We start from the raw sequence: 20,196 nt of genomic DNA on the forward strand, positions 1-20,196 counted from the left end.
GCTTCTGCGTCAGGCGGCCCTTACGGGGTCGTCTGGCGCTGCAGCATCCCACCGTTGGTGTTAGGGAGAGGCTGCTCACGGGTCAGATTGTTATTCTGCTGTACCCGCTGCCGATCGTTATTCAACTGCGTCTGAAGATGCTGCTGCTGCGCGCGCGACTGGCTTTGAATACTCTGCTTAAGATTGTTTTGCTGCTGCATTTGCTGGGTCTGCATCTGATTTTGCATCCGCTGCTGGCTGGGCACCACGTACCCCGGCTGATTGGGGTTATTGTCGATATTGATCGGCTGCGCCATGACGCTCAGAGGCAGAAGCGCCGCCAGATATAACATTGCTTTCATTGTTCTCTCCTCACTTCGTGGGATCGCTTAAGTTTACTCCCTTTCCGGCGCAACAATGATTTTTTAAGACTTATCATCCAGGATTATGGGTAAATAAAAACATCATTCAGGAGTATGACAATGATAAAAACAACGCTCTGGCGTCAGGTGGTCATCGCTGCGTTGCTGGCGGGCGGCAGTTTTACCGTCGCGGCAGATCCCGCCCCTCCGCCGGTATCTTATGGCGTAGAGGAAGATGTTTTTCACCCGGTCCGCGCTCAGCAGGGGATGGTGGCCTCGGTGGACGCGCTGGCAACGAAGGTAGGCGTGGATATTCTGCGTCAGGGCGGCAACGCGGTCGATGCCGCCGTGGCGGTGGGCTACGCGCTGGCGGTCACCCATCCGCAGGCCGGTAATATCGGCGGCGGCGGGTTTATGATGCTGCGGACCAAAGACGGTAATACCACGGCGATCGACTTCCGCGAGATGGCCCCGGAACAGGCCACCCGGGATATGTTTCTCGACGATCAGGGCAACCCGGACAGCAAGAAATCGCTGACCTCGCATCTGGCTTCCGGCACGCCGGGCACCGTAGCCGGGTTCTCCCTCGCGCTGGAAAAATACGGCACGATGCCGCTCAACAAAGTGATTCGCCCGGCGATTAAGCTGGCCGAAGAGGGCTTCACGGTAAATGATGCGCTGGCCGACGACCTGAAAACCTACGGCAGCGAAGTGATCCCCGACCATGCCAACAGCCGGGCTATCTTCTGGAAAAACGGCGAGCCGCTGAAAAAGGGCGATAAGCTGGTGCAAAAACAGCTGGGGAAAAGCCTGGAGCTGATTGCCGAGCTGGGGCCGGATGCCTTCTATAAAGGCGCGATTGCCGACCAGATTGCCGCTGAGATGAAGAATAACGGCGGGCTTATCACCAAAGCGGATCTGGCGAATTACAAAGCGGTCGAACGTACGCCGGTGAGCGGCGAGTATCGCGGCTATCAGGTGTTCTCGATGCCGCCCCCATCGTCCGGGGGCATTCATATCGTGCAGATCCTGAATATCCTCGAAAACTTCGATATGCATAAGTACGGCTTCGGCAGCGCCGACGCCATGCAGGTGATGGCGGAAGCCGAAAAGCACGCCTATGCCGACCGTTCGGAATACCTTGGCGATCCGGACTTCGTCAAGGTGCCGTGGCAGGCGCTGACCAGCAAAGCGTACGCCAAATCGATTGCTGAGCAGATTGATATCAATAAGGCGAAGCCGTCGAGCCAGATTCGCCCCGGTAAGCTGGCGCCGTATGAAAGCAATCAGACCACTCATTTCTCGGTGGTGGATAAGGACGGTAACGCCGTTGCCGTGACCTATACGCTGAATACGACATTTGGAACCGGCATCGTGGCGGGGAACTCCGGCATTCTGCTGAATAATCAGATGGATGATTTCTCAGCTAAACCCGGCGTGCCAAACGTCTACGGGCTGGTGGGCGGTGACGCCAACGCCGTCGAGGCGAAAAAACGTCCGCTGTCGTCGATGTCGCCAACGATTGTGGTGAAAGATGGCAAAACCTGGCTGGTGACCGGTAGCCCCGGCGGCAGCCGCATCATCACCACCGTCCTGCAGATGGTGGTGAATACCATTGATTTCGGAATGAACGTCGCGGAAGCCACCAACGCCCCGCGCTTCCATCATCAATGGCTGCCGGACGAACTGCGTGTAGAAAAGGGATTTAGCCCGGATACGCTGAAGCTGCTGGAGAGCAAAGGGCAGAAAGTGGCGGTGAAAGAGGCGATGGGCAGCACCCAGAGTATTATGGTTGGCCCGGACGGCATGCTGTACGGCGCATCCGATCCGCGTTCCCCGGATGATTTAACGGCAGGGTATTAGGTTTAGCCTCACTCCGACCCTCTCCCTGCCGGGAGAGGGTTAGTTGAGCGTCACCCCTTCAGCCGCGCCATAAAGTAGGCATCGACATATTCGCCGTTGCGCAGGGCGTATTGCTTGCCGGTCCCTTCTACAATAAAGCCAAATTTGCGGTAAAGCGCCATCGCGGATGGGTTGTCCGTAAACACGGTTAATTCAATACGATCGACGCGCAGCCAGTTATCACAGAGATTAATCATCTCTCGCATCAGCGCGCTGCCTACGCCACGGCCGTGCGCCTGCGCGGCAACGCTGACGCCAAAGGTCGCCACGTGGCTGCGACGAGGGCTGGGTTCGATGCTGAGCCTGAGGTGGCCCACCACCTGTTCGTCGATTGTCGCGACCAGATGACGGCTACCGGGTTTCGGTAGCAGGCGTTCCTGCCACATTTCCATAGAAGGATGAGGGAGCTGTAGCGTGTCGTGATAGACCTCCGGATGCGCAGTTATCTGGCGTAAAGGTTCAGCATCCCGTGGCTCGGCGTGACGTATCACTATGTCGCTCATTCTTCATTTTCCTTGATAGGTTAATCGTCCTTCTAAACATCACTGACTTTAAAAGAGGGATCAACGACTATTTTTTGCAAAAAGAGGTGGACAAGTGCGAATGAGAATGATTATTATTGCTCTGCATTCAGGGAGACCTTGCGGAAAGCCTGAAAGCACGACATTGCTCACATTGCTTCCAGTATTACTTTAGCCAGCCGGGTGCTGGCTTTTTTTTGCTTTTTTTTCAGCCTGCACCCGAAGACGCTACTGCGCCGCTTCGGCAGTATGCGCTTCCGCTCTCTCTTTCGTTTCTACCGCGGTATCTGTGATGAATCCCACCACGTTGCTCTTATCTGCCGCCGCAGGCAGCAGCTCTGCCTGGCCGGAAAAAACGCCGCCCTTGTTAATGGCCAGCGTGCGGTAGGCCAACGTACCGGTGACCTGGCCGTTCTTATCGATTTCAATCGTCTCGCTGCGGCACTGACCGAGGATGCAGCCGTCGATAATCAGCTCGCGGCAGGTGATATTTCCCTCGACCAGGCCTCCGGCCATAATCTTAATCTGGCTCTCTTCGGCGTCGATATTGCCGCTTACGGTACCGTAAATATCGACATCTCCCTCGGCGATAATATTGCCGTCAAAGCGGATGCCGCTGGCGATAACCGTGGCGGCAGGTTTGCGGGAAACGGCTAACGGGGATGCGCTGTTGAGTACCGGCGTAGCCGCCGTCTGTGGCGTCGCTTCAATGTTTTTATTCTTTTTAAACATATGGTTAATCCGATGATATTGAAAATGAAAAACGAAAGATGACAAGGAGAAAGAGCCCGATAGCCAGGCCAGATACGTGGATTCGCAGCACCAGGCCATCAGGCCAAGCAGCCAAAAGAGAAGGGCGCTATTCAGGGCAATATACTTGCTTTCCATACGAACGAGATGGCTACTCCTTTAGTCATCGTGTTTTGGGAAACGGCGAGCGCGATACGGCGTCATGCTCCCACGCGCTGGATAAAAAACGTTCTTTTCCCGAGGGCCCTCTTATCCAGAATTTAGGCCGTAGGGTCAATGAATTTGGGCGTTAAATTTTACATTTAAGAATTTGGCACACTTATTGAAGGGGTTAAGTTCGCAGCCAGCTTGCGCTATGGTTAATAGCAGAGACCTAACAAAGGACCGCGTTATGACTTTGCACTGCGCATTTATTGGATTCGGCAAAAGCACCACCCGCTACCATCTTCCCTATGTCCTGCACCGAAAAGACCGCTGGCACGTGGCGCATATCTTTCGCCGCAGCGCAAAGCCAGAGGAACAGGCACCGGCATACTCGCATATTCACTTCACCAGCGACCTCGACGAAGTGCTTAACGATCCGCAGGTCAAGCTGGTGATTGTGTGCACCCACGCGGACAGTCATTTTGCCTATGCCAAAAGGGCGCTGGAGGCGGGCAAAAATGTATTGGTCGAAAAGCCCTTTACCCCGACCCTTGATGAGGCAAAAACGCTATTCGCCCTGGCGAAAAGCAAGGGGTTGACGGTCACGCCGTACCAGAATCGTCGCTTCGACTCCTGCTTCCTGACCACGAAGAAAGTGATTGAGAGCGGAAAGCTGGGCGAGATCGTCGAGATTGAAAACCATTTTGACAACTATCGCCCGGTAGATGGAGGGAAACCCGGCCTGCCTCAGGACGGCACGTTTTACGGCCTGGGCGTCCATACCCTGGACCAAATTATCTCCCTGTTCGGTCGCCCTGACCATGTCTCTTACGACATCCGTAGCCTGCGCAACAAGGCCAATCCGGACGATACCTTTGAGGCCCAGCTGTTCTACGGCAACCTGAAGGCGATTGTCAAAACCAGCCATCTGGTGAAGCTGCCCTACCCAAAATTCATCGTCCATGGCCATAAAGGGTCGTTTATTAAATACGGTATCGACCAGCAGGAGACCAGCCTGAAGGCCAATATTATGCCGGGCGAGCCGGGATTCGGCGCGGACGAGACGGTTGGTCTGCTGGAGTACGTCAATGAGGCGGGCGAAACCGTACGGGAAGAGATCCCGCTTGAAACCGGCGACTATGGGCGGGTCTATGATTCGCTGTATGAAACCCTCGTTAACGGTCAGCCAAATTTCGTCAAGGAATCTGACGTTCTCACGAATCTGGAGATCCTCGAACGCGGCTTTGAACAGCCATCTCCGGCCACGATTACCCTTACCCGATAAGCCCTCATGGCTCCTCTGCACTCGTTCATATTTTTTGAACAGAGGAGTCAATTTTCACCCTCTATGATCGCCAGGGGATTGGGTCCACACTTATCCCATCGAAAACATACGGGGGTGCAACATGATCTACTTACGCAAAGCTAACGAACGCGGCCACGCTAACCACGGCTGGCTGGATTCCTGGCATACTTTCTCTTTCGCGAACTATTACGACCCTAACTTTATGGGCTTCTCGGCGCTGCGGGTGATCAATGACGACGTGATTGATGCAGGCCAGGGCTTCGGTACCCATCCGCACAAGGACATGGAAATCCTGACCTACGTGCTGGAAGGGGCCGTTGAGCACCAGGATAGCATGGGGAATAAAGAGCAGGTGCCGGCGGGTGAGTTCCAGATCATGAGTGCGGGTACCGGGATTCGTCACTCGGAGTACAACCCAAGCAACACGGAAAAACTGCATCTGTATCAGATCTGGATTATGCCGGAAAAAAATGGCATCACGCCGCGCTACGAACAGCGCCGCTTTGACGCCGCGCAGGGCAAACAGCTGGTACTTTCGCCGGATGCCCGCGAAGGTTCGCTGAAGGTGTACCAGGATATGGAACTGTACCGCTGGGCGCTACTGAAAGACGAGCAGTCGGTGCACCAGATTGCCGCTGAACGGCGGGTGTGGATCCAGGTGGTGAAAGGTGAAGTCACCATCAACGGAACGAAGGCCACCACCAGCGATGGCCTGGCCATTTGGGACGAGCAGGCGATTTCCGTACACGCCGACGGCGATAGCGAAATTCTGCTGTTCGATCTGCCGCCCGTCTGATCGTTCTCCGTTCGGGTCTAAATAAATTGCGCAACCTTCCCTGATGTTAGGGAAGGTTGCGCTTTGTCCGTGATAAACTGAGAAAATGTTTCCCCGTTGATCGCAGTCAGGACGATGAAAAAGAAAAGACCCGTACTTCAGGATGTAGCCGATCTTGTCGGCGTGACCAAAATGACGGTCAGTCGCTACTTACGTAACCCGGAACAGGTTTCCGAAGCGCTGCGTGGCAAGATAGCCGTTGCTCTCGATGAACTGGGTTATATTCCTAATCGCGCCCCCGACATCCTCTCGAATGCCACCAGCCGCGCTATTGGCGTGCTGCTGCCCTCGTTAACTAACCAGGTTTTCTCAGAAGTGCTGCGCGGTATTGAAAGCGTGACCGACTCTTTCGGTTACCAGACGATGCTGGCGCACTACGGCTATAAGCCGGAAATGGAAGAAAAACGCCTGGAATCCATGCTTTCCTGGAATATTGACGGCCTGATCCTTACCGAACGAACCCATACGCCGCGCACCCTGAAGATGATTGAAGTGGCGGGTATCCCGGTTGTGGAGCTGATGGACAGCCAGTCGCCGTGCCTCGATATCGCCGTCGGCTTTGATAACTTTGAAGCGGCCCGGCAGATGACCGCGGCGATTATCAATCATGGCCATCGTCACGTTGCCTATCTTGGCGCACGTCTTGATGAACGTACTATCATCAAACAGAAGGGGTATGAGCAGGCGATGCTTGATGCCGGAATGACGCCCTACAGCGTGATGGTTGAGCAGTCTTCCTCTTATTCATCGGGGATTGAGCTGATGCGCCAGGCGCGTCGCGAATATCCGCAGCTTGACGGCATTTTCTGTACCAACGATGACCTTGCGGTCGGCGCGGCGTTTGAGTGCCAGCGGCTGGGGCTTAAAATCCCTGACGATATGGCGATTGCCGGTTTCCACGGCCACGATATCGGCCAGGTGATGGAGCCGCGTCTGGCCAGCGTGCTGACGCCGCGCGAGCGGATGGGGCGGATTGGTGCTGAACGACTGCTGGCGCGTATTCGCGGTGAAGCGGTGACGCCTAAGATGTTAGATTTAGGTTTCACATTGTCACCGGGCGGATCTATTTAAACTGACAAATTTGAAGTAGATCACACATATTCACATCTGGCACGAATGGTTATTGCTTCTCCACAACTCCGGCATGACAATGTTACCGATAACAGTTACCCGTAACAATTAATCTGTACGCCAGTATTCCACGCCGTTAAACGCTGCCAGGCTGCGCGTATGTGTCCAGTGGGAGGAAGCTTTGAGCACGACTAACCATGATCACCACATCTATGTCCTGATGGGCGTTTCCGGCAGCGGCAAATCCGCTGTCGCCAGCGAAGTGGCGCATCAACTGCACGCCGCGTTTCTCGACGGCGACTTTCTGCATCCGCGCAGCAACATCAACAAGATGGCTTCCGGCGAACCGTTAAATGACGATGACCGCACCCCGTGGCTGCAGGCGCTGAACGATGCCGCGTTTGCCATGCAGCGTACCAATAAAGTGTCGCTGATTGTCTGCTCCGCGCTGAAAAAGAGCTACCGCGACATCCTGCGTAAAGGTAACCCGAACCTCTCATTTATCTACCTGAAAGGCGACTTCGAGGTTATCGAACAACGTCTGAAGGCGCGTAAAGGCCACTTCTTTAAAACCCAGATGCTGGTCACGCAGTTTGAAACGCTGCAGGAACCGGGCGCGGATGAAAACGATGTTTTAATCGTCGATATCGACCAGTCATTGGAAGGCGTGGTCGCCAGCACCATTGAGGTGATCAACAAAGGCAGTAAATAGTGAGTACATTAACGCTTGTTTTAACAGCAGTCGGCTCCGTTTTGCTGCTGCTGTTTTTAGTGATGAAGGCGCGTATGCATGCCTTCGTGGCTTTGATGGTGGTTTCTATTGGAGCAGGGCTTTTTTCCGGAATGCCGTTGGACAAGATCGCGGCGACGATGGAAAAAGGCATGGGCGGCACGCTGGGCTTTCTGGCTATCGTCGTCGCGCTGGGGGCTATGTTCGGTAAGATCCTGCATGAAACCGGCGCGGTCGACCAGATTGCCGTTAAGATGCTGAAATCTTTCGGCCACAATCGCGCCCACTATGCGATAGGCCTGGCCGGACTTATCTGCGCGCTGCCGCTGTTTTTCGAAGTGGCGATCGTGCTGCTGATCAGCGTGGCTTTCTCAATGGCGCGCCACACCGGCACCAACCTGGTGAAGCTGGTGATCCCGCTGTTTGCTGGCGTAGCCGCTGCGGCCGCGTTCCTGCTGCCGGGGCCCGCGCCAATGCTGCTGGCCTCGCAGATGCACGCCGACTTTGGCTGGATGATCCTGATTGGCCTGTGCGCCGCGATCCCGGGGATGATTATCGCCGGACCGCTGTGGGGTAACTTTATCAGCCGTTACGTTGAGCTGCATATTCCGGACGATATTAGCGAGCCGCACCTCGGCGAAGGCAAAATGCCGTCATTCGGCTTCAGCCTGTCGCTGATTCTGCTGCCGCTGGTGCTGGTTGGCCTGAAAACCATCGCCGCGCGCTTTGTGCCGGAAGGCTCTACCGCCTACGAATGGTTTGAGTTTATCGGCCATCCGTTTACCGCGATTCTGGTGGCGTGCCTGGTGGCTATCTATGGCCTGGCGGTACGTCAGGGGATGGCCAAAGATCGGGTGATGGAGATTTGCGGTCATGCGCTCCAGCCTGCGGGCATTATCCTGCTGGTCATCGGTGCGGGCGGCGTGTTCAAACAGGTGCTGGTCGACTCTGGCGTCGGTCCTGCCCTCGGCGAAGCGTTGACCGGTATGGGCCTGCCGATTGCCATCACCTGCTTCGTGCTGGCGGCGGCGGTGCGTATTATTCAGGGCTCCGCGACCGTTGCCTGCCTGACGGCCGTTGGGCTGGTGATGCCGGTTATCGAACAGCTGCACTACAGCGGCGCGCAGATGGCGGCGCTCTCTATCTGCATCGCCGGCGGCTCTATTGTCGTCAGCCACGTTAACGACGCGGGCTTCTGGCTGTTCGGTAAGTTTACCGGCGCGACCGAAGCGCAAACGCTGAAGACCTGGACGATGATGGAAACCATCCTCGGCACCGTCGGGGCGATTGTCGGCATGATTGCGTTTACGCTATTGAGTTAAACGACAAAGTGAAACACCCGGCGGAGCGAGGCGATGCCGGGTTAATTTTTCCGCTCTACTTATATCGAAAACCCTTAGCTTTCCCCCTCTCCCGAGCTGCCACTATCAGAAATACGATAAACGTCATACGGCTCACAAACCCGCGCCACGCCTGGCTTTAACCGGTTTGGTTAGCAAGAGTAAAACAACCGAATTTCTGCCGTAATTCATAATCCTGATCAATAAAATAGCGGCGGAAAATATTTCCTTCGCGATATAAATTCCCTGATAATTATTAGGGTATTCCGGGGGGCCAGCGACGGCTGCCGCTATGCAAAATTAGTTACGTTACTGATTGCCTGGCAATCATTGATTAATTTCACTTGCGACTTTAGCTGCATTTTGTAATGTGAAGGACTAACCAGTAGGAAACTGGCCTGGAACAAACAGCACACACCTCGCAGGAATACGTTATGAAAAATGTTGGTTTTATCGGCTGGCGCGGAATGGTCGGCTCTGTCCTCATGCAACGCATGGTTGAAGAGCGCGATTTTGATGCCATTCGCCCTGTTTTTTTCTCCACCTCCCAGCTGGGGCAGCCTGCTCCATCTTTTGGTGGCAGTACCGGTGGCACGCTTCAGGATGCATTCGATCTGGAAGCACTGAAGGCGCTGGACATTATTGTCACGTGTCAGGGCGGCGATTACACCAACGATATTTACCCGAAGCTGCGTGAAAGCGGCTGGCAGGGCTACTGGATTGACGCCGCCTCTTCGCTGCGCATGAAAGACGACGCCATCATCATTCTCGACCCGGTGAACCAGGACGTTATCACCGCCGGTCTGAACAACGGCGTTAAAACCTTTGTCGGCGGCAACTGTACCGTCAGCCTGATGCTGATGTCTCTCGGCGGCCTGTTTGCTCAGGATCTGGTTGAGTGGGTTAGCGTGGCGACTTATCAGGCGGCTTCCGGCGGCGGTGCGCGGCATATGCGCGAGCTGCTGACCCAGATGGGCCAGCTTCACAGCCATGTTGCGGCTGAGCTGGCGGATCCGGCTTCCGCGATCCTGGATATTGAACGCAAGGTCACCTCGTTGACCCGCAGCGGCGAGCTGGCGGTAGACAACTTTGGCGTTCCTCTGGCGGGAAGCCTGATCCCATGGATCGACAAACAGCTGGATAACGGCCAGAGCCGTGAAGAGTGGAAAGGCCAGGCGGAGACCAACAAAATTCTCGCGACCGCCTCACCGATTCCGGTAGACGGCCTTTGCGTTCGCGTTGGCGCGCTGCGCTGCCATAGCCAGGCGTTCACCATCAAGCTGAAAAAAGATGTTTCTATTCCGACCGTTGAGGAACTGCTGGCCGCGCATAACCCGTGGGCCAAAGTGGTACCGAACGATCGTGATATCACCATGCGTGAGCTGACTCCGGCTGCCGTTACCGGCACCCTGACCACCCCGGTGGGTCGCCTGCGTAAACTGAACATGGGGCCGGAGTATCTGTCGGCCTTCACCGTTGGTGACCAGCTGCTGTGGGGGGCCGCCGAGCCGCTCCGCCGCATGCTAAGACAGCTGGCGTAGTCGTCACAAGATGAGAAAAGGGGTGTTGAAACACCCCTTTTTTTTGCGTAATACAAGGAGTAAACGCGAATGTTAGATTTTTCCCAACGGAGGTAACTCAGCCTTGGCTATGCTTTAAGTAAGGAGTCACGATGTCTCCTTACCTGAAGGTGGGACGGAGCAGGGGGACGCATAACGTGCTGCGCCGTTCAGGTCAAAAAAAAGTCGCCGGATACAGGAAAGGGCGACACCTACAACAGGATGAAACCATGTCTAATCGTATTGATAAGGACGTGATTAATGCGCTTATCGCCGGCCATTTTGCGGATCCTTTTTCCGTGCTTGGCATGCATTACACCGACGCCGGGCTGGAAGTTCGTGCATTATTACCCGATGCCACCGATGTGTGGGTCATTGAACCAAAAACCGGACGCAAAGTCGGCAAGCTGGAATGCCTCGACTCGCGCGGTTTCTTCAGCGGCGTTCTGCCGCGTCGTAAAAATCCTTTTCGCTATCAGCTGGCCGTCACCTGGCACGGGCAGCAGAACCTGATTGATGACCCGTACCGTTTTGGTCCGCTGTTGCAGGATCTCGATGTCTGGCTGCTGTCGGAAGGCACGCATCTGCGTCCTTATGAAACGCTGGGCGCGCATGCCGATACCATGGACGGCGTGGTCGGTACGCGTTTCTCCGTATGGGCGCCGAATGCCCGCCGGGTATCGGTCGTCGGCCAGTTTAACTACTGGGACGGCCGCCGCCACCCGATGCGCCTGCGTAAAGAGTCCGGCATCTGGGAGCTGTTTGTTCCCGGCGCGCTGAACGGCCAGCTGTATAAATTCGAGCTTATCGATGCCCACGGCAACCTGCGGGTGAAGTCCGACCCTTACGCTTTTGAAGCGCAAATGCGCCCGGAGAGCGCCTCGCTCATCTGCGGGCTGCCGGAAAAGGTCGCACAGCCGCCGGAGCGCAAGCAGGCTAACCAGTTTGATGCGCCGATCTCGATTTATGAAGTACACCTCGGCTCCTGGCGCCGCCACACCGATAATAACTTCTGGCTGAGCTATCGCGAGCTTGCCGACCAGCTGGTCCCGTATGCCAAATGGATGGGCTTTACCCACCTCGAACTGCTGCCGGTTAACGAGCATCCGTTTGACGGCAGCTGGGGCTACCAGCCGACCGGGCTGTACGCGCCCACCCGTCGCTTCGGTACCCGGGAGGATTTCCGCTACTTTATCAACGCCGCGCACGCCGCGGGGCTTAACGTTATTCTGGACTGGGTGCCTGGCCATTTTCCGGCGGATGACTTTGCGCTCGCCTCGTTTGACGGCACCTCGCTGTATGAACATAGCGACCCGCGCGAAGGCTACCATCAGGACTGGAACACCCTGATTTACAACTACGGCCGCCGCGAGGTCAGCAATTACCTGGTCGGCAATGCGCTGTACTGGATCGAACGCTTCGGCATTGACGCGCTGCGGGTTGATGCGGTGGCGTCGATGATTTATCGCGACTACAGCCGCAAGCAGGGCGAGTGGGTGCCGAACGAATTCGGCGGTCGGGAAAACCTTGAAGCGATTGAGTTTCTGCGCAATACCAACCGCGTGCTGGGCGAACAGACGCCGGGCGCGGTAACCATGGCGGAAGAGTCGACCGATTTTCCCGGCGTTTCTCGTCCTCCCTCCACTGGCGGGCTGGGTTTCTGGTTCAAGTGGAACCTCGGCTGGATGCACGACACCCTCGACTACATGAAGCTGGACCCGGTGCATCGCCGTCATCATCACGACAAGATGACCTTCGGTATGCTCTACAACTACACCGAAAACTTTGTCCTGCCGCTCTCTCATGATGAAGTGGTGCACGGCAAAAAATCGATACTCGACCGCATGCCGGGCGACGCCTGGCAGAAGTTCGCTAACCTGCGCGCCTACTACGGCTGGCTGTTTGCCTTCCCGGGTAAAAAGCTGCTGTTTATGGGCAATGAGTTTGCTCAGGGACGCGAATGGAACCACGACGCAAGCCTCGACTGGCATCTGCTGGAGGGCGGCGATAACTGGCACCACGGCGTCCAGCGACTGGTGCGCGACCTCAACCATACCTATCGTCACCATAAAGCGCTGCACGAGCTGGATTTCGATCCCTACGGCTTCGAATGGCTGGTGGTGGACGACCATGAGCGTTCGGTATTTATCTTTGTTCGTCGCGACAGGGCGGGCAATGAAATTATCGTCGCCAGCAACTTCACCCCGGTCCCGCGTCATGAGTACCGTTTTGGCATCAACCAGCCCGGCCGCTGGCGTGAAGAGCTCAACACCGACTCCATGCATTACCACGGCAGCAACACCGGCAACGGCGGCGTCGTTGAGAGCGACCCGATCGCCAGCCACGGTCGTGAACACTCCCTCTCCATTACGCTGCCTCCGCTGGCGACGGTGTGGCTGGTGCGGGAGGCGCAATGATCGCACTCGCGGCAGGACAGCCCGCGCCTTTAGGGGCCAGCTACGACGGTAAGGGCGTGAATTTCGCGCTCTTTTCCGCCCACGCGGAGCGGGTGGAACTCTGCGTGTTTGACGAGCAGGGTAATGAACGGCGCGTCGACCTGCCCGCGCGCAGCGGCGATATCTGGCACGGCTGGCTCGCCGATGTCGGGCCTGGCCTGCGCTACGGCTACCGCGTCCACGGGCCCTGGGACCCAACGCAAGGGCACCGCTTCAACCCGGCGAAGCTGCTGCTTGACCCCTGCTGCCATCACGTGGAGGGTGGGCTGCCTGACGATGAGCGTCTCCACGGCGGCGACTTCGCTCCCGACAACCGCGACAGCGCAGCGATAGCGCCGAAGTCGCGGGTGATCGACCTGCATTACGACTGGCGCGGCGATAAGCCGCCGCGCACGCCGTGGGGCCAGACGGTGATTTATGAAGCCCACGTCAAGGGGCTGACGTATCTGCACCCCGATCTGCCGGAGAATATCCGCGGCACCTATAAAGCGCTTGGTCATCCGGTGATGATCGATTACTTCCGCATGCTGGGCATTACTGCACTAGAGTTAATGCCGGTGGCGCAGTTCGCCAGCGAACCGCGCCTTCAGCGGATGGGGTTAAGCAACTATTGGGGCTACAACCCGCTGGCGATTTTCGCCCTCGACACGCGCTACGCCAGCGCGCCGGAGCAGGCGTTAAACGAGTTTCGCGATGCGGTAAAAGCGCTGCATGCGGCGGGCATCGAAGTGATCCTTGACGTGGTGCTGAACCATAGCGCGGAGATAGACCTGGAAGGGCCGACCTTCTCCCTGCGCGGAATCGATAACCGTAGCTATTATTGGATCAGGGAAGACGGCGATTACCACAACTGGACCGGCTGCGGGAACACCCTCAACCTCAGCCACCCCGGCGTGGTGGAGTATGCCCGCCAGTGCCTGCGTTTTTGGGTTGACGAGTGCCACGTTGACGGCTTTCGTTTCGACCTCGCCTCGGTGATGGGGCGGACGCCGGCGTTTCGTCAGGATGCGCCGCTGTTTGAGGCCATCCGTAACGACCCGCGTCTGGCGGAGGTCAAGCTGATCGCGGAACCCTGGGATATCGGCCCGGGCGGCTACCAGGTGGGTAACTTTCCGCCGCTGTTCGCCGAGTGGAACGACCATTTCCGCGATACCGCGCGTCGATTCTGGCTGCAGCAGAACGTCTCGCTGGGCGACTTCGCTCAGCGTTTTGCCGCATCCAGCGACGTTTTTCAGCGTAACGGCAGAGCGCCTTCGGCGGCGGTTAACCTGGTCACCGCGCACGATGGTTTCACCCTGCGCGACTGCGTTTGTTTCAATCAGAAACATAATGAGGCAAACGGGGAGGAGAATCGCGATGGGACTAACAATAACTACAGCAACAATCATGGTATAGAAGGATTAGAAGGGAGTCTTGCCGTGATTGAACGGCGCCGTGCCAGCGTTCACGCTCTTCTGGCGACGCTACTGCTGGCGCAGGGAACGCCGATGCTGCTGGCGGGTGACGAACACGGTCACAGCCAGCATGGCAACAACAATGCTTACTGTCAGGACAATGCGTTGACCTGGCTGGACTGGAACCATACTAACCGCGGGCTGACCGCGTTCACCGCCGCGTTAATTCATCTGCGCCAGCGCGTTCCGGCTTTAACCGAGAATCGCTGGTGGCAGGAGGGAGACGGCAGCGTTCGCTGGTTAAACCAACATGCGCAGCCGCTGTCCGCCGATGAATGGCAGCACGGTGCGCCGCGTATGCAGATCATATTGTCCGATCGCTGGCTGATGGCGCTCAACGCCACCGCCGAGGTGGCAGAGATGGTTTTACCCGCGGGGGAATGGCGCGCCATTCCACCTTTCGCCGGAGAGGATAATCCGGTCACTATAGCTGTCTGGCATGGGCCCGCGCACGGAGTGTGCGTATTTCAAAGGTCGTAACCTCGGGGCTTCCGGTTGGTCTCGAAGCGGCGGCGCGACGAGAAGGGCAGGCAAGCTGGGGAGTAAAAAAGGAGTTAATTATGGTTGGGGTAGAAAAGAACGATCCATTGATGCTGGCGCGTCAGTTGCCGATCAAATCCGTTGCGCTGATCCTTGCCGGGGGACGTGGTACCCGTCTGAAGGATCTGACCAATAAACGCGCGAAACCTGCTGTCCATTTCGGCGGCAAGTTCCGCATTATCGATTTTGCGTTATCTAACTGTATTAACTCAGGCATTCGACGCATCGGCGTCATCACCCAGTATCAATCGCATACGCTGGTGCAGCATATCCAGCGCGGCTGGTCGTTCTTCAATGAAGAGATGAACGAGTTTGTTGACCTGCTGCCCGCCCAGCAAAGGATGCAGGGGGAAAACTGGTATCGCGGCACGGCGGATGCGGTGACGCAGAACCTCGACATCATTCGTCGTTACAAGGCGGAGTACGTCGTTATCCTCGCGGGCGACCATATTTACAAACAAGACTACTCGCGCATGCTTATCGATCACGTCGAAAAAGGCGCGCGTTGCACCGTGGCCTGTATGCCAGTGCCTATTGAAGAAGCACGGGCGTTCGGGGTCATGGCGGTGGACGAGAGCGATAAGATTATCGATTTCGTCGAAAAACCGGCTAATCCGCCAGCGATGCCGGGCGATGCCAGCAAATCGCTGGCGAGTATGGGTATCTATGTCTTTGACGCGGATTACCTTTATGAGCTTCTGGAAGAAGACGACAGCGATGAAAGCTCCAGCCACGATTTTGGTAAAGACATCATTCCGAAAATCACCAAAGCTGGCATGGCTTATGCACATCCTTTCCCGCTCTCCTGCGTGCAGTCCGATCCGCAGTCTGAGCCCTACTGGCGTGATGTCGGGACCCTGGAAGCGTACTGGAAAGCCAACCTCGATCTGGCTTCGGTGACCCCGGAACTGGACATGTACGATCAGAACTGGCCGATTCGCACCCATATGGAGCCTTTGCCTCCGGCAAAATTCGTCCAGGACCGCTCGGGCAGCCACGGGATGACCCTGAACTCGCTGGTTTCAGGCGGCTGTATTATCTCCGGCTCGGTGGTTGTGCAGTCGGTGCTGTTCCCGCGCGTGCGGGTGAATTCATTCTGTAATATTGATTCGGCAGTCTTGTTGCCAGAGGTTTGGGTTGGCCGTTCGTGCCGCCTGCGTCGCTGCATTATTGACCGCGCCTGCGTGATCCCGGAAGGTATGGTTGTTGGGGAGAACGCGGAAGAGGATGCACGCCGTTTCTACCGCTCGGAGGAAGGTATCGTGCTGGTCACCCGCGACATGCTGCGGAAATTGGGGTATCCACAGGAGCGCTAATGCAGGTATTACATGTATGTTCAGAGATGTTCCCGCTGTTAAAAACCGGTGGACTGGCGGATGTGATCGGCGCGCTGCCTGCAGCGCAAATTGCCGGGGGCGTCGACACGCGCGTACTGCTGCCCGCGTTTCCTGATATCCGCCGCGGCGTGACGGATGCGCAGGTGGTGACGCGCCGCGAGACGTTTGCCGGGCGCATCACTCTGCTGTTCGGTCACTTTAACGGCGTGGGCATCTATTTGATTGATGCCCCGCATCTCTACGATCGCCCAGGGAGCCCTTACCACGATACTAATCAGCACGCCTATACCGACAACGTGCTGCGCTTTGCGCTGCTGGGATGGGTCGGTAGCGAGATGGCCTGCGGCCTGGATCCTTTCTGGCGCCCTGACGTTGTTCACGCCCACGACTGGCATGCGGGCCTGACCCCGGCCTACCTGGCGGCGCGCGGCCACCCGGCTAAGTCGGTCTTTACGGTGCATAACCTGGCCTACCAGGGGATGTTCTACTCGTGGCATATGAACGACATTGAGCTGCCGTGGTCGTTCTATAACGTTCATGGCCTTGAATTTAACGGCCAGATCTCCTTTCTGAAGGCGGGGCTCTACTACGCCGACCATATTACGGCGGTCAGCCCGACCTATGCGCGCGAAATCACCGAGCCGCAGTTCGCTTACGGCATGGAAGGGCTGCTGCGTCAGCGGCAGCATGAGGGCCGCCTCTCCGGGATCCTCAACGGGGTGGATGACCATATCTGGAATCCGGAAAGCGACCTGCTGCTGGCCGCGCGCTACGATCGCGATCGGCTGGAAGAAAAAGCGGAAAACAAACGCCAGCTGCAAATCGCCATGGGGCTGAAGGTGGATGACAAAGCGCCGCTGTTTGCCGTTGTCAGCCGTTTGACCAGCCAGAAGGGGCTGGACCTGGTGCTTGAGGCGCTGCCGGGCCTGCTGGAGCAGGGCGGTCAGCTGGCGCTGCTGGGGGCGGGCGACCCGGTGCTGCAGGAGGGCTTCCTGGCCGCCGCGGCCGAGCATCCGGGCAAGGTGGGCGTACAGATTGGCTACCATGAAGCCTTCTCGCACCGCATTATGGGCGGCGCCGATGTGATTCTGGTGCCCAGCCGTTTTGAACCGTGCGGCTTAACCCAGCTGTACGGCCTGAAGTACGGCACGCTACCGCTGGTGCGGCGTACCGGCGGACTGGCGGACACCGTGTCCGATTGCTCGCTGGAGAATCTCGCCGACGGTCTGGCTACCGGCTTTGTTTTTGAAGATAGCAACGCTTTGTCGCTGCTGCGGGCTATTCGACGTACATTCGTCCTGTGGTCGCGCCCGTCGCTCTGGCGCTACGTCCAGCGTCAGGCGATGAATATGGATTTTAGCTGGCAGGTTGCCGCAAATTCTTACCGCGAACTTTATCAACGCTTGCTGTAACCAGGAGCCAAAGCTATGAATGTACCTTTTAGCTACTCATCACCCACCCTGAGCGTTGAGGCGTTAAAGCACTCTATTGCTTATAAGCTGATGTTTATCATCGGCAAAGATCCGGCTATCGCTAACAAACATGAATGGCTCAACGCCACGCTGTTCGCCGTTCGCGATCGCATGGTTGAGCGCTGGCTGCGTTCAAACCGGGCGCAGCTCTCTCAGGAAGTGCGTCAGGTTTACTATCTGTCGATGGAGTTTTTGATTGGCCGTACCTTGTCCAATGCGCTGCTATCGCTCGGTATTTATGAGGACGTGAACAGCGCGCTGGAAGAGATGGGGCTGAATCTTGAAGAGCTGATTGACGAAGAGAACGACCCGGGCCTGGGCAACGGCGGTCTTGGTCGTCTGGCTGCCTGCTTCCTCGACTCGCTGGCGGCGCTGGGTTTGCCGGGCCGCGGCTACGGTATTCGCTACGACTACGGGATGTTTAAGCAGAATATCGTCGACGGGCGGCAGAAAGAGTCCCCGGACTACTGGCTGGAGTACGGCAACCCGTGGGAGTTCGAGCGCCACAATACGCGCTACAAAGTGCGCTTCGGCGGCCGCATTCAGCAGGAAGGTAAACATTCCCGCTGGGTGGAGACCGAAGAGATTATTGCCGAAGCCTACGATCAGATCATCCCGGGTTTCGACACCGATGCCACCAACACGCTGCGTCTGTGGAGCGCGCAGGCCAGCAGCGAGATCAACCTCGGTAAATTCAACCAGGGCGACTACTTCGCGGCGGTGGAAGATAAAAACCACTCTGAGAACGTGTCGCGGGTGCTCTATCCGGATGACTCCACCTATTCCGGGCGCGAGCTGCGCCTGCGCCAGGAGTATTTCCTCGTGTCGGCGACGGTACAGGATATCCTCAGCCGTCACTACCAGCTGCATAAAACCTACGCCAATCTGGCGGACAAAATCGCGATTCACCTCAACGACACGCACCCGGTGCTGTCGATTCCGGAGCTGATGCGCCTGCTGATTGACGAGCATAAGTTTAGCTGGGATGAGGCGTTCGAGGTGACCTGCCAGGTCTTCTCCTATACCAACCATACCCTGATGAGCGAAGCGCTGGAGACCTGGCCCGTCGATATGCTGGGTAAAATCCTGCCGCGTCATTTGCAGATTATTTTCGAGATTAACGACTACTTCCTGAAGACCCTGCAGGAGCAGTATCCCAACGATACGGCGATGCTGGGCCGTACGTCGATTATCGACGAGTCTAACGGGCGTCGCGTACGCATGGCGTGGCTGGCGGTGGTGGTAAGCCACAAGGTCAACGGCGTGTCGGAGCTGCACTCCCGGCTGATGGTCGAGTCGCTGTTTGCCGAATTTGCCAAAATCTTCCCGATGCGCTTTACCAACGTCACGAACGGCGTCACTCCGCGCCGCTGGCTGGCGCTGGCGAATCCGCCGCTGTCGAAAGTGCTGGATGAAAATATCGGCCACACCTGGCGTACGGATTTAAGCCAGCTGAAGGAGCTGGAGCAGCATATTGACTATCCGAAGGTTAACCAGGCGGTGCGCCAGGCCAAGCTGGAAAACAAGCAGCGGCTGGCGAACTACATCGGCCAGCAGCTTAACGTGGTGGTCAACCCGAAAGCCCTGTTCGATGTGCAGATCAAGCGTATTCACGAGTACAAACGCCAGCTAATGAACGTGCTGCATGTGATCACCCGCTACAATCGCATTAAGGCCGATCCCGACGCCGAGTGGGTACCGCGGGTGAATATCTTCGCCGGCAAGGCGGCTTCGGCTTACTACATGGCGAAGCATATTATTCATTTAATCAATGACGTCGCGGCGGTGGTGAATAACGATCCGGACGTTGGCGATAAGCTGAAAGTGGTGTTCATTCCTAACTACAGCGTAAGCCTCGCGCAGCTGATCATTCCAGCGGCGGATCTCTCCGAGCAGATCTCGCTGGCGGGGACGGAGGCGTCCGGTACCAGCAACATGAAGTTCGCGCTTAACGGCGCGTTAACCATCGGTACCCTGGACGGGGCTAACGTTGAGATGCAGGAGCACGTCGGGGCGGATAATTTCTTTATCTTCGGTAATACGGCGGAAGAGGTTGAAGCCCTGCGGGCTAACGGCTACAAACCGCGTGATTACTATGAGCAGGATGAAGAGCTGCACCAGGCGCTGACGCAGATCGGCACCGGCCTGTTCAGCCCATCGGAGCCGGGACGCTACCGTGACCTGCTGGATTCGCTGATTAACTTCGGCGACCACTATCAGGTTCTGGCGGATTACCGTAGCTACGTGGATTGTCAGGATAAGGTGGATGAGCTGTACCGTCATCCGGAGGAGTGGGCCAATAAAGCGATGCTGAATATCGCCAATATGGGCTACTTCTCTTCCGACCGCACGATTAAGGAGTATGCCGACCATATCTGGCATATCGATCCGGTAAGGTTGTAACGGATTAGTCATAAAAAACGGGGCCTACAGGCCCC

General features: G+C 56.9%; 15 protein-coding genes. 12 read left to right on the forward strand and 3 right to left on the reverse strand.

The window, feature by feature from the left end; genetic code table 11:
* Positions 1 to 20: 20 nt before the first annotated feature.
* Positions 21 to 341: a DUF2756 family protein gene (locus ABLU67_RS00545; protein ID WP_014227081.1), complete on the reverse strand. Its 321-nt coding sequence runs from the start codon at positions 339 to 341 to the stop codon at positions 21 to 23.
* Positions 342 to 461: 120 nt separating this feature from the next.
* Here ABLU67_RS00545 and ggt point away from each other — a divergent pair, with 120 nt between their 5' ends.
* Entirely contained in the window at positions 462 to 2,204 is a 1,743-nt protein-coding gene (gene ggt, locus ABLU67_RS00550) for a gamma-glutamyltransferase (RefSeq protein WP_201993528.1), read from the forward strand.
* Between the two features lie 50 nt (positions 2,205 to 2,254).
* Here the strand turns inward: ggt and yhhY are convergent, their stop codons facing one another.
* Complete coding sequence (gene yhhY / locus ABLU67_RS00555) at positions 2,255 to 2,746, reverse strand: N-acetyltransferase (RefSeq protein WP_025107856.1); 492 nt, start codon at positions 2,744 to 2,746, stop codon at positions 2,255 to 2,257.
* 246 nt (positions 2,747 to 2,992) lie between these two features.
* On the reverse strand, positions 2,993 to 3,652 hold the full coding sequence (locus ABLU67_RS00560; RefSeq protein ID WP_201993527.1) for a polymer-forming cytoskeletal protein: 660 nt from the start codon (positions 3,650 to 3,652) through the stop codon (positions 2,993 to 2,995).
* Between the two features lie 253 nt (positions 3,653 to 3,905).
* On the opposite strand from ABLU67_RS00560, the gene ABLU67_RS00565 reads away from it, so the two are divergent.
* The 11 genes from ABLU67_RS00565 to glgP all read left to right on the forward strand — a co-directional run bounded on the left by ABLU67_RS00565 (position 3,906) and on the right by glgP (position 20,161).
* Positions 3,906 to 4,943 carry an oxidoreductase gene (locus ABLU67_RS00565; RefSeq protein WP_032751563.1) on the forward strand — a complete coding sequence of 346 codons (1,038 nt, stop codon included), beginning with the start codon at positions 3,906 to 3,908 and terminating at the stop codon, positions 4,941 to 4,943.
* A gap of 121 nt (positions 4,944 to 5,064) precedes the next feature.
* Positions 5,065 to 5,760 (forward strand): pirin family protein, encoded by a 696-nt coding sequence (locus ABLU67_RS00570; protein ID WP_004855003.1) that lies wholly within the window; start codon positions 5,065 to 5,067, stop codon positions 5,758 to 5,760.
* A 114-nt stretch (positions 5,761 to 5,874) separates the two neighbouring features.
* Positions 5,875 to 6,870 carry a gluconate operon transcriptional repressor GntR gene (gene gntR, locus ABLU67_RS00575; RefSeq protein ID WP_004106498.1) on the forward strand — a complete coding sequence of 332 codons (996 nt, stop codon included), beginning with the start codon at positions 5,875 to 5,877 and terminating at the stop codon, positions 6,868 to 6,870.
* 181 nt (positions 6,871 to 7,051) lie between these two features.
* The gene (gene gntK, locus ABLU67_RS00580) at positions 7,052 to 7,582 is read left to right on the forward strand and encodes a gluconokinase (protein WP_004854998.1); all 531 of its coding nucleotides are present in this window, start codon (positions 7,052 to 7,054) and stop codon (positions 7,580 to 7,582) included.
* On the forward strand, positions 7,582 to 8,922 hold the full coding sequence (gene gntU, locus ABLU67_RS00585) for a gluconate transporter (RefSeq protein ID WP_014227075.1): 1,341 nt from the start codon (positions 7,582 to 7,584) through the stop codon (positions 8,920 to 8,922). Before gntK ends, gntU begins: the two co-directional genes overlap by 1 nt.
* Positions 8,923 to 9,374: 452 nt before the next feature.
* A complete protein-coding gene (asd, locus tag ABLU67_RS00590; protein ID WP_004854992.1) occupies positions 9,375 to 10,481 on the forward strand; it encodes an aspartate-semialdehyde dehydrogenase in 1,107 nt (368 codons plus the stop codon).
* Between the two features lie 248 nt (positions 10,482 to 10,729).
* Positions 10,730 to 12,916 carry a 1,4-alpha-glucan branching enzyme gene (gene glgB / locus ABLU67_RS00595; RefSeq protein WP_316540752.1) on the forward strand — a complete coding sequence of 729 codons (2,187 nt, stop codon included), beginning with the start codon at positions 10,730 to 10,732 and terminating at the stop codon, positions 12,914 to 12,916.
* A complete protein-coding gene (gene glgX / locus ABLU67_RS00600; protein ID WP_102803174.1) occupies positions 12,913 to 14,889 on the forward strand; it encodes a glycogen debranching protein GlgX in 1,977 nt (658 codons plus the stop codon). The genes glgB and glgX overlap by 4 nt, the downstream gene beginning before the upstream one ends.
* 80 nt (positions 14,890 to 14,969) lie before the next feature.
* Positions 14,970 to 16,265: a glucose-1-phosphate adenylyltransferase gene (gene glgC / locus ABLU67_RS00605; protein WP_004106488.1), complete on the forward strand. Its 1,296-nt coding sequence runs from the start codon at positions 14,970 to 14,972 to the stop codon at positions 16,263 to 16,265.
* Entirely contained in the window at positions 16,265 to 17,698 is a 1,434-nt protein-coding gene (gene glgA, locus ABLU67_RS00610) for a glycogen synthase GlgA (RefSeq protein WP_004854984.1), read from the forward strand. The genes glgC and glgA overlap by 1 nt, the downstream gene beginning before the upstream one ends.
* 15 nt (positions 17,699 to 17,713) lie before the next feature.
* Positions 17,714 to 20,161: a glycogen phosphorylase gene (gene glgP, locus ABLU67_RS00615; protein ID WP_014227071.1), complete on the forward strand. Its 2,448-nt coding sequence runs from the start codon at positions 17,714 to 17,716 to the stop codon at positions 20,159 to 20,161.
* Positions 20,162 to 20,196: the final 35 nt, after the last annotated feature.

The sequence above is a fragment of the Klebsiella sp. GN_Kp190 genome (assembly GCF_040061795.1).
Lineage (GTDB): Bacteria > Pseudomonadota > Gammaproteobacteria > Enterobacterales > Enterobacteriaceae > Klebsiella > Klebsiella michiganensis.

Bases quoted from the DNA above. Each gene is read 5' to 3' on its own strand.
- ABLU67_RS00545 (WP_014227081.1), bottom strand. From the start codon at position 341: ATGAAAGCAATGTTATATCTGGCGGCGCTTCTGCCTCTGAGCGTCATG.
- ggt (WP_201993528.1), top strand. From the start codon at position 462: ATGATAAAAACAACGCTCTGGCGTCAGGTGGTCATCGCTGCGTTGCTG.
- yhhY (WP_025107856.1), bottom strand. From the start codon at position 2,746: ATGAGCGACATAGTGATACGTCACGCCGAGCCACGGGATGCTGAACCT.
- ABLU67_RS00560 (WP_201993527.1), bottom strand. From the start codon at position 3,652: ATGGAAAGCAAGTATATTGCCCTGAATAGCGCCCTTCTCTTTTGGCTG.
- ABLU67_RS00565 (WP_032751563.1), top strand. From the start codon at position 3,906: ATGACTTTGCACTGCGCATTTATTGGATTCGGCAAAAGCACCACCCGC.
- ABLU67_RS00570 (WP_004855003.1), top strand. From the start codon at position 5,065: ATGATCTACTTACGCAAAGCTAACGAACGCGGCCACGCTAACCACGGC.
- gntR (WP_004106498.1), top strand. From the start codon at position 5,875: ATGAAAAAGAAAAGACCCGTACTTCAGGATGTAGCCGATCTTGTCGGC.
- asd (WP_004854992.1), top strand. From the start codon at position 9,375: ATGAAAAATGTTGGTTTTATCGGCTGGCGCGGAATGGTCGGCTCTGTC.
- glgB (WP_316540752.1), top strand. From the start codon at position 10,730: ATGTCTAATCGTATTGATAAGGACGTGATTAATGCGCTTATCGCCGGC.
- glgX (WP_102803174.1), top strand. From the start codon at position 12,913: ATGATCGCACTCGCGGCAGGACAGCCCGCGCCTTTAGGGGCCAGCTAC.
- glgC (WP_004106488.1), top strand. From the start codon at position 14,970: ATGGTTGGGGTAGAAAAGAACGATCCATTGATGCTGGCGCGTCAGTTG.
- glgA (WP_004854984.1), top strand. From the start codon at position 16,265: ATGCAGGTATTACATGTATGTTCAGAGATGTTCCCGCTGTTAAAAACC.
- glgP (WP_014227071.1), top strand. From the start codon at position 17,714: ATGAATGTACCTTTTAGCTACTCATCACCCACCCTGAGCGTTGAGGCG.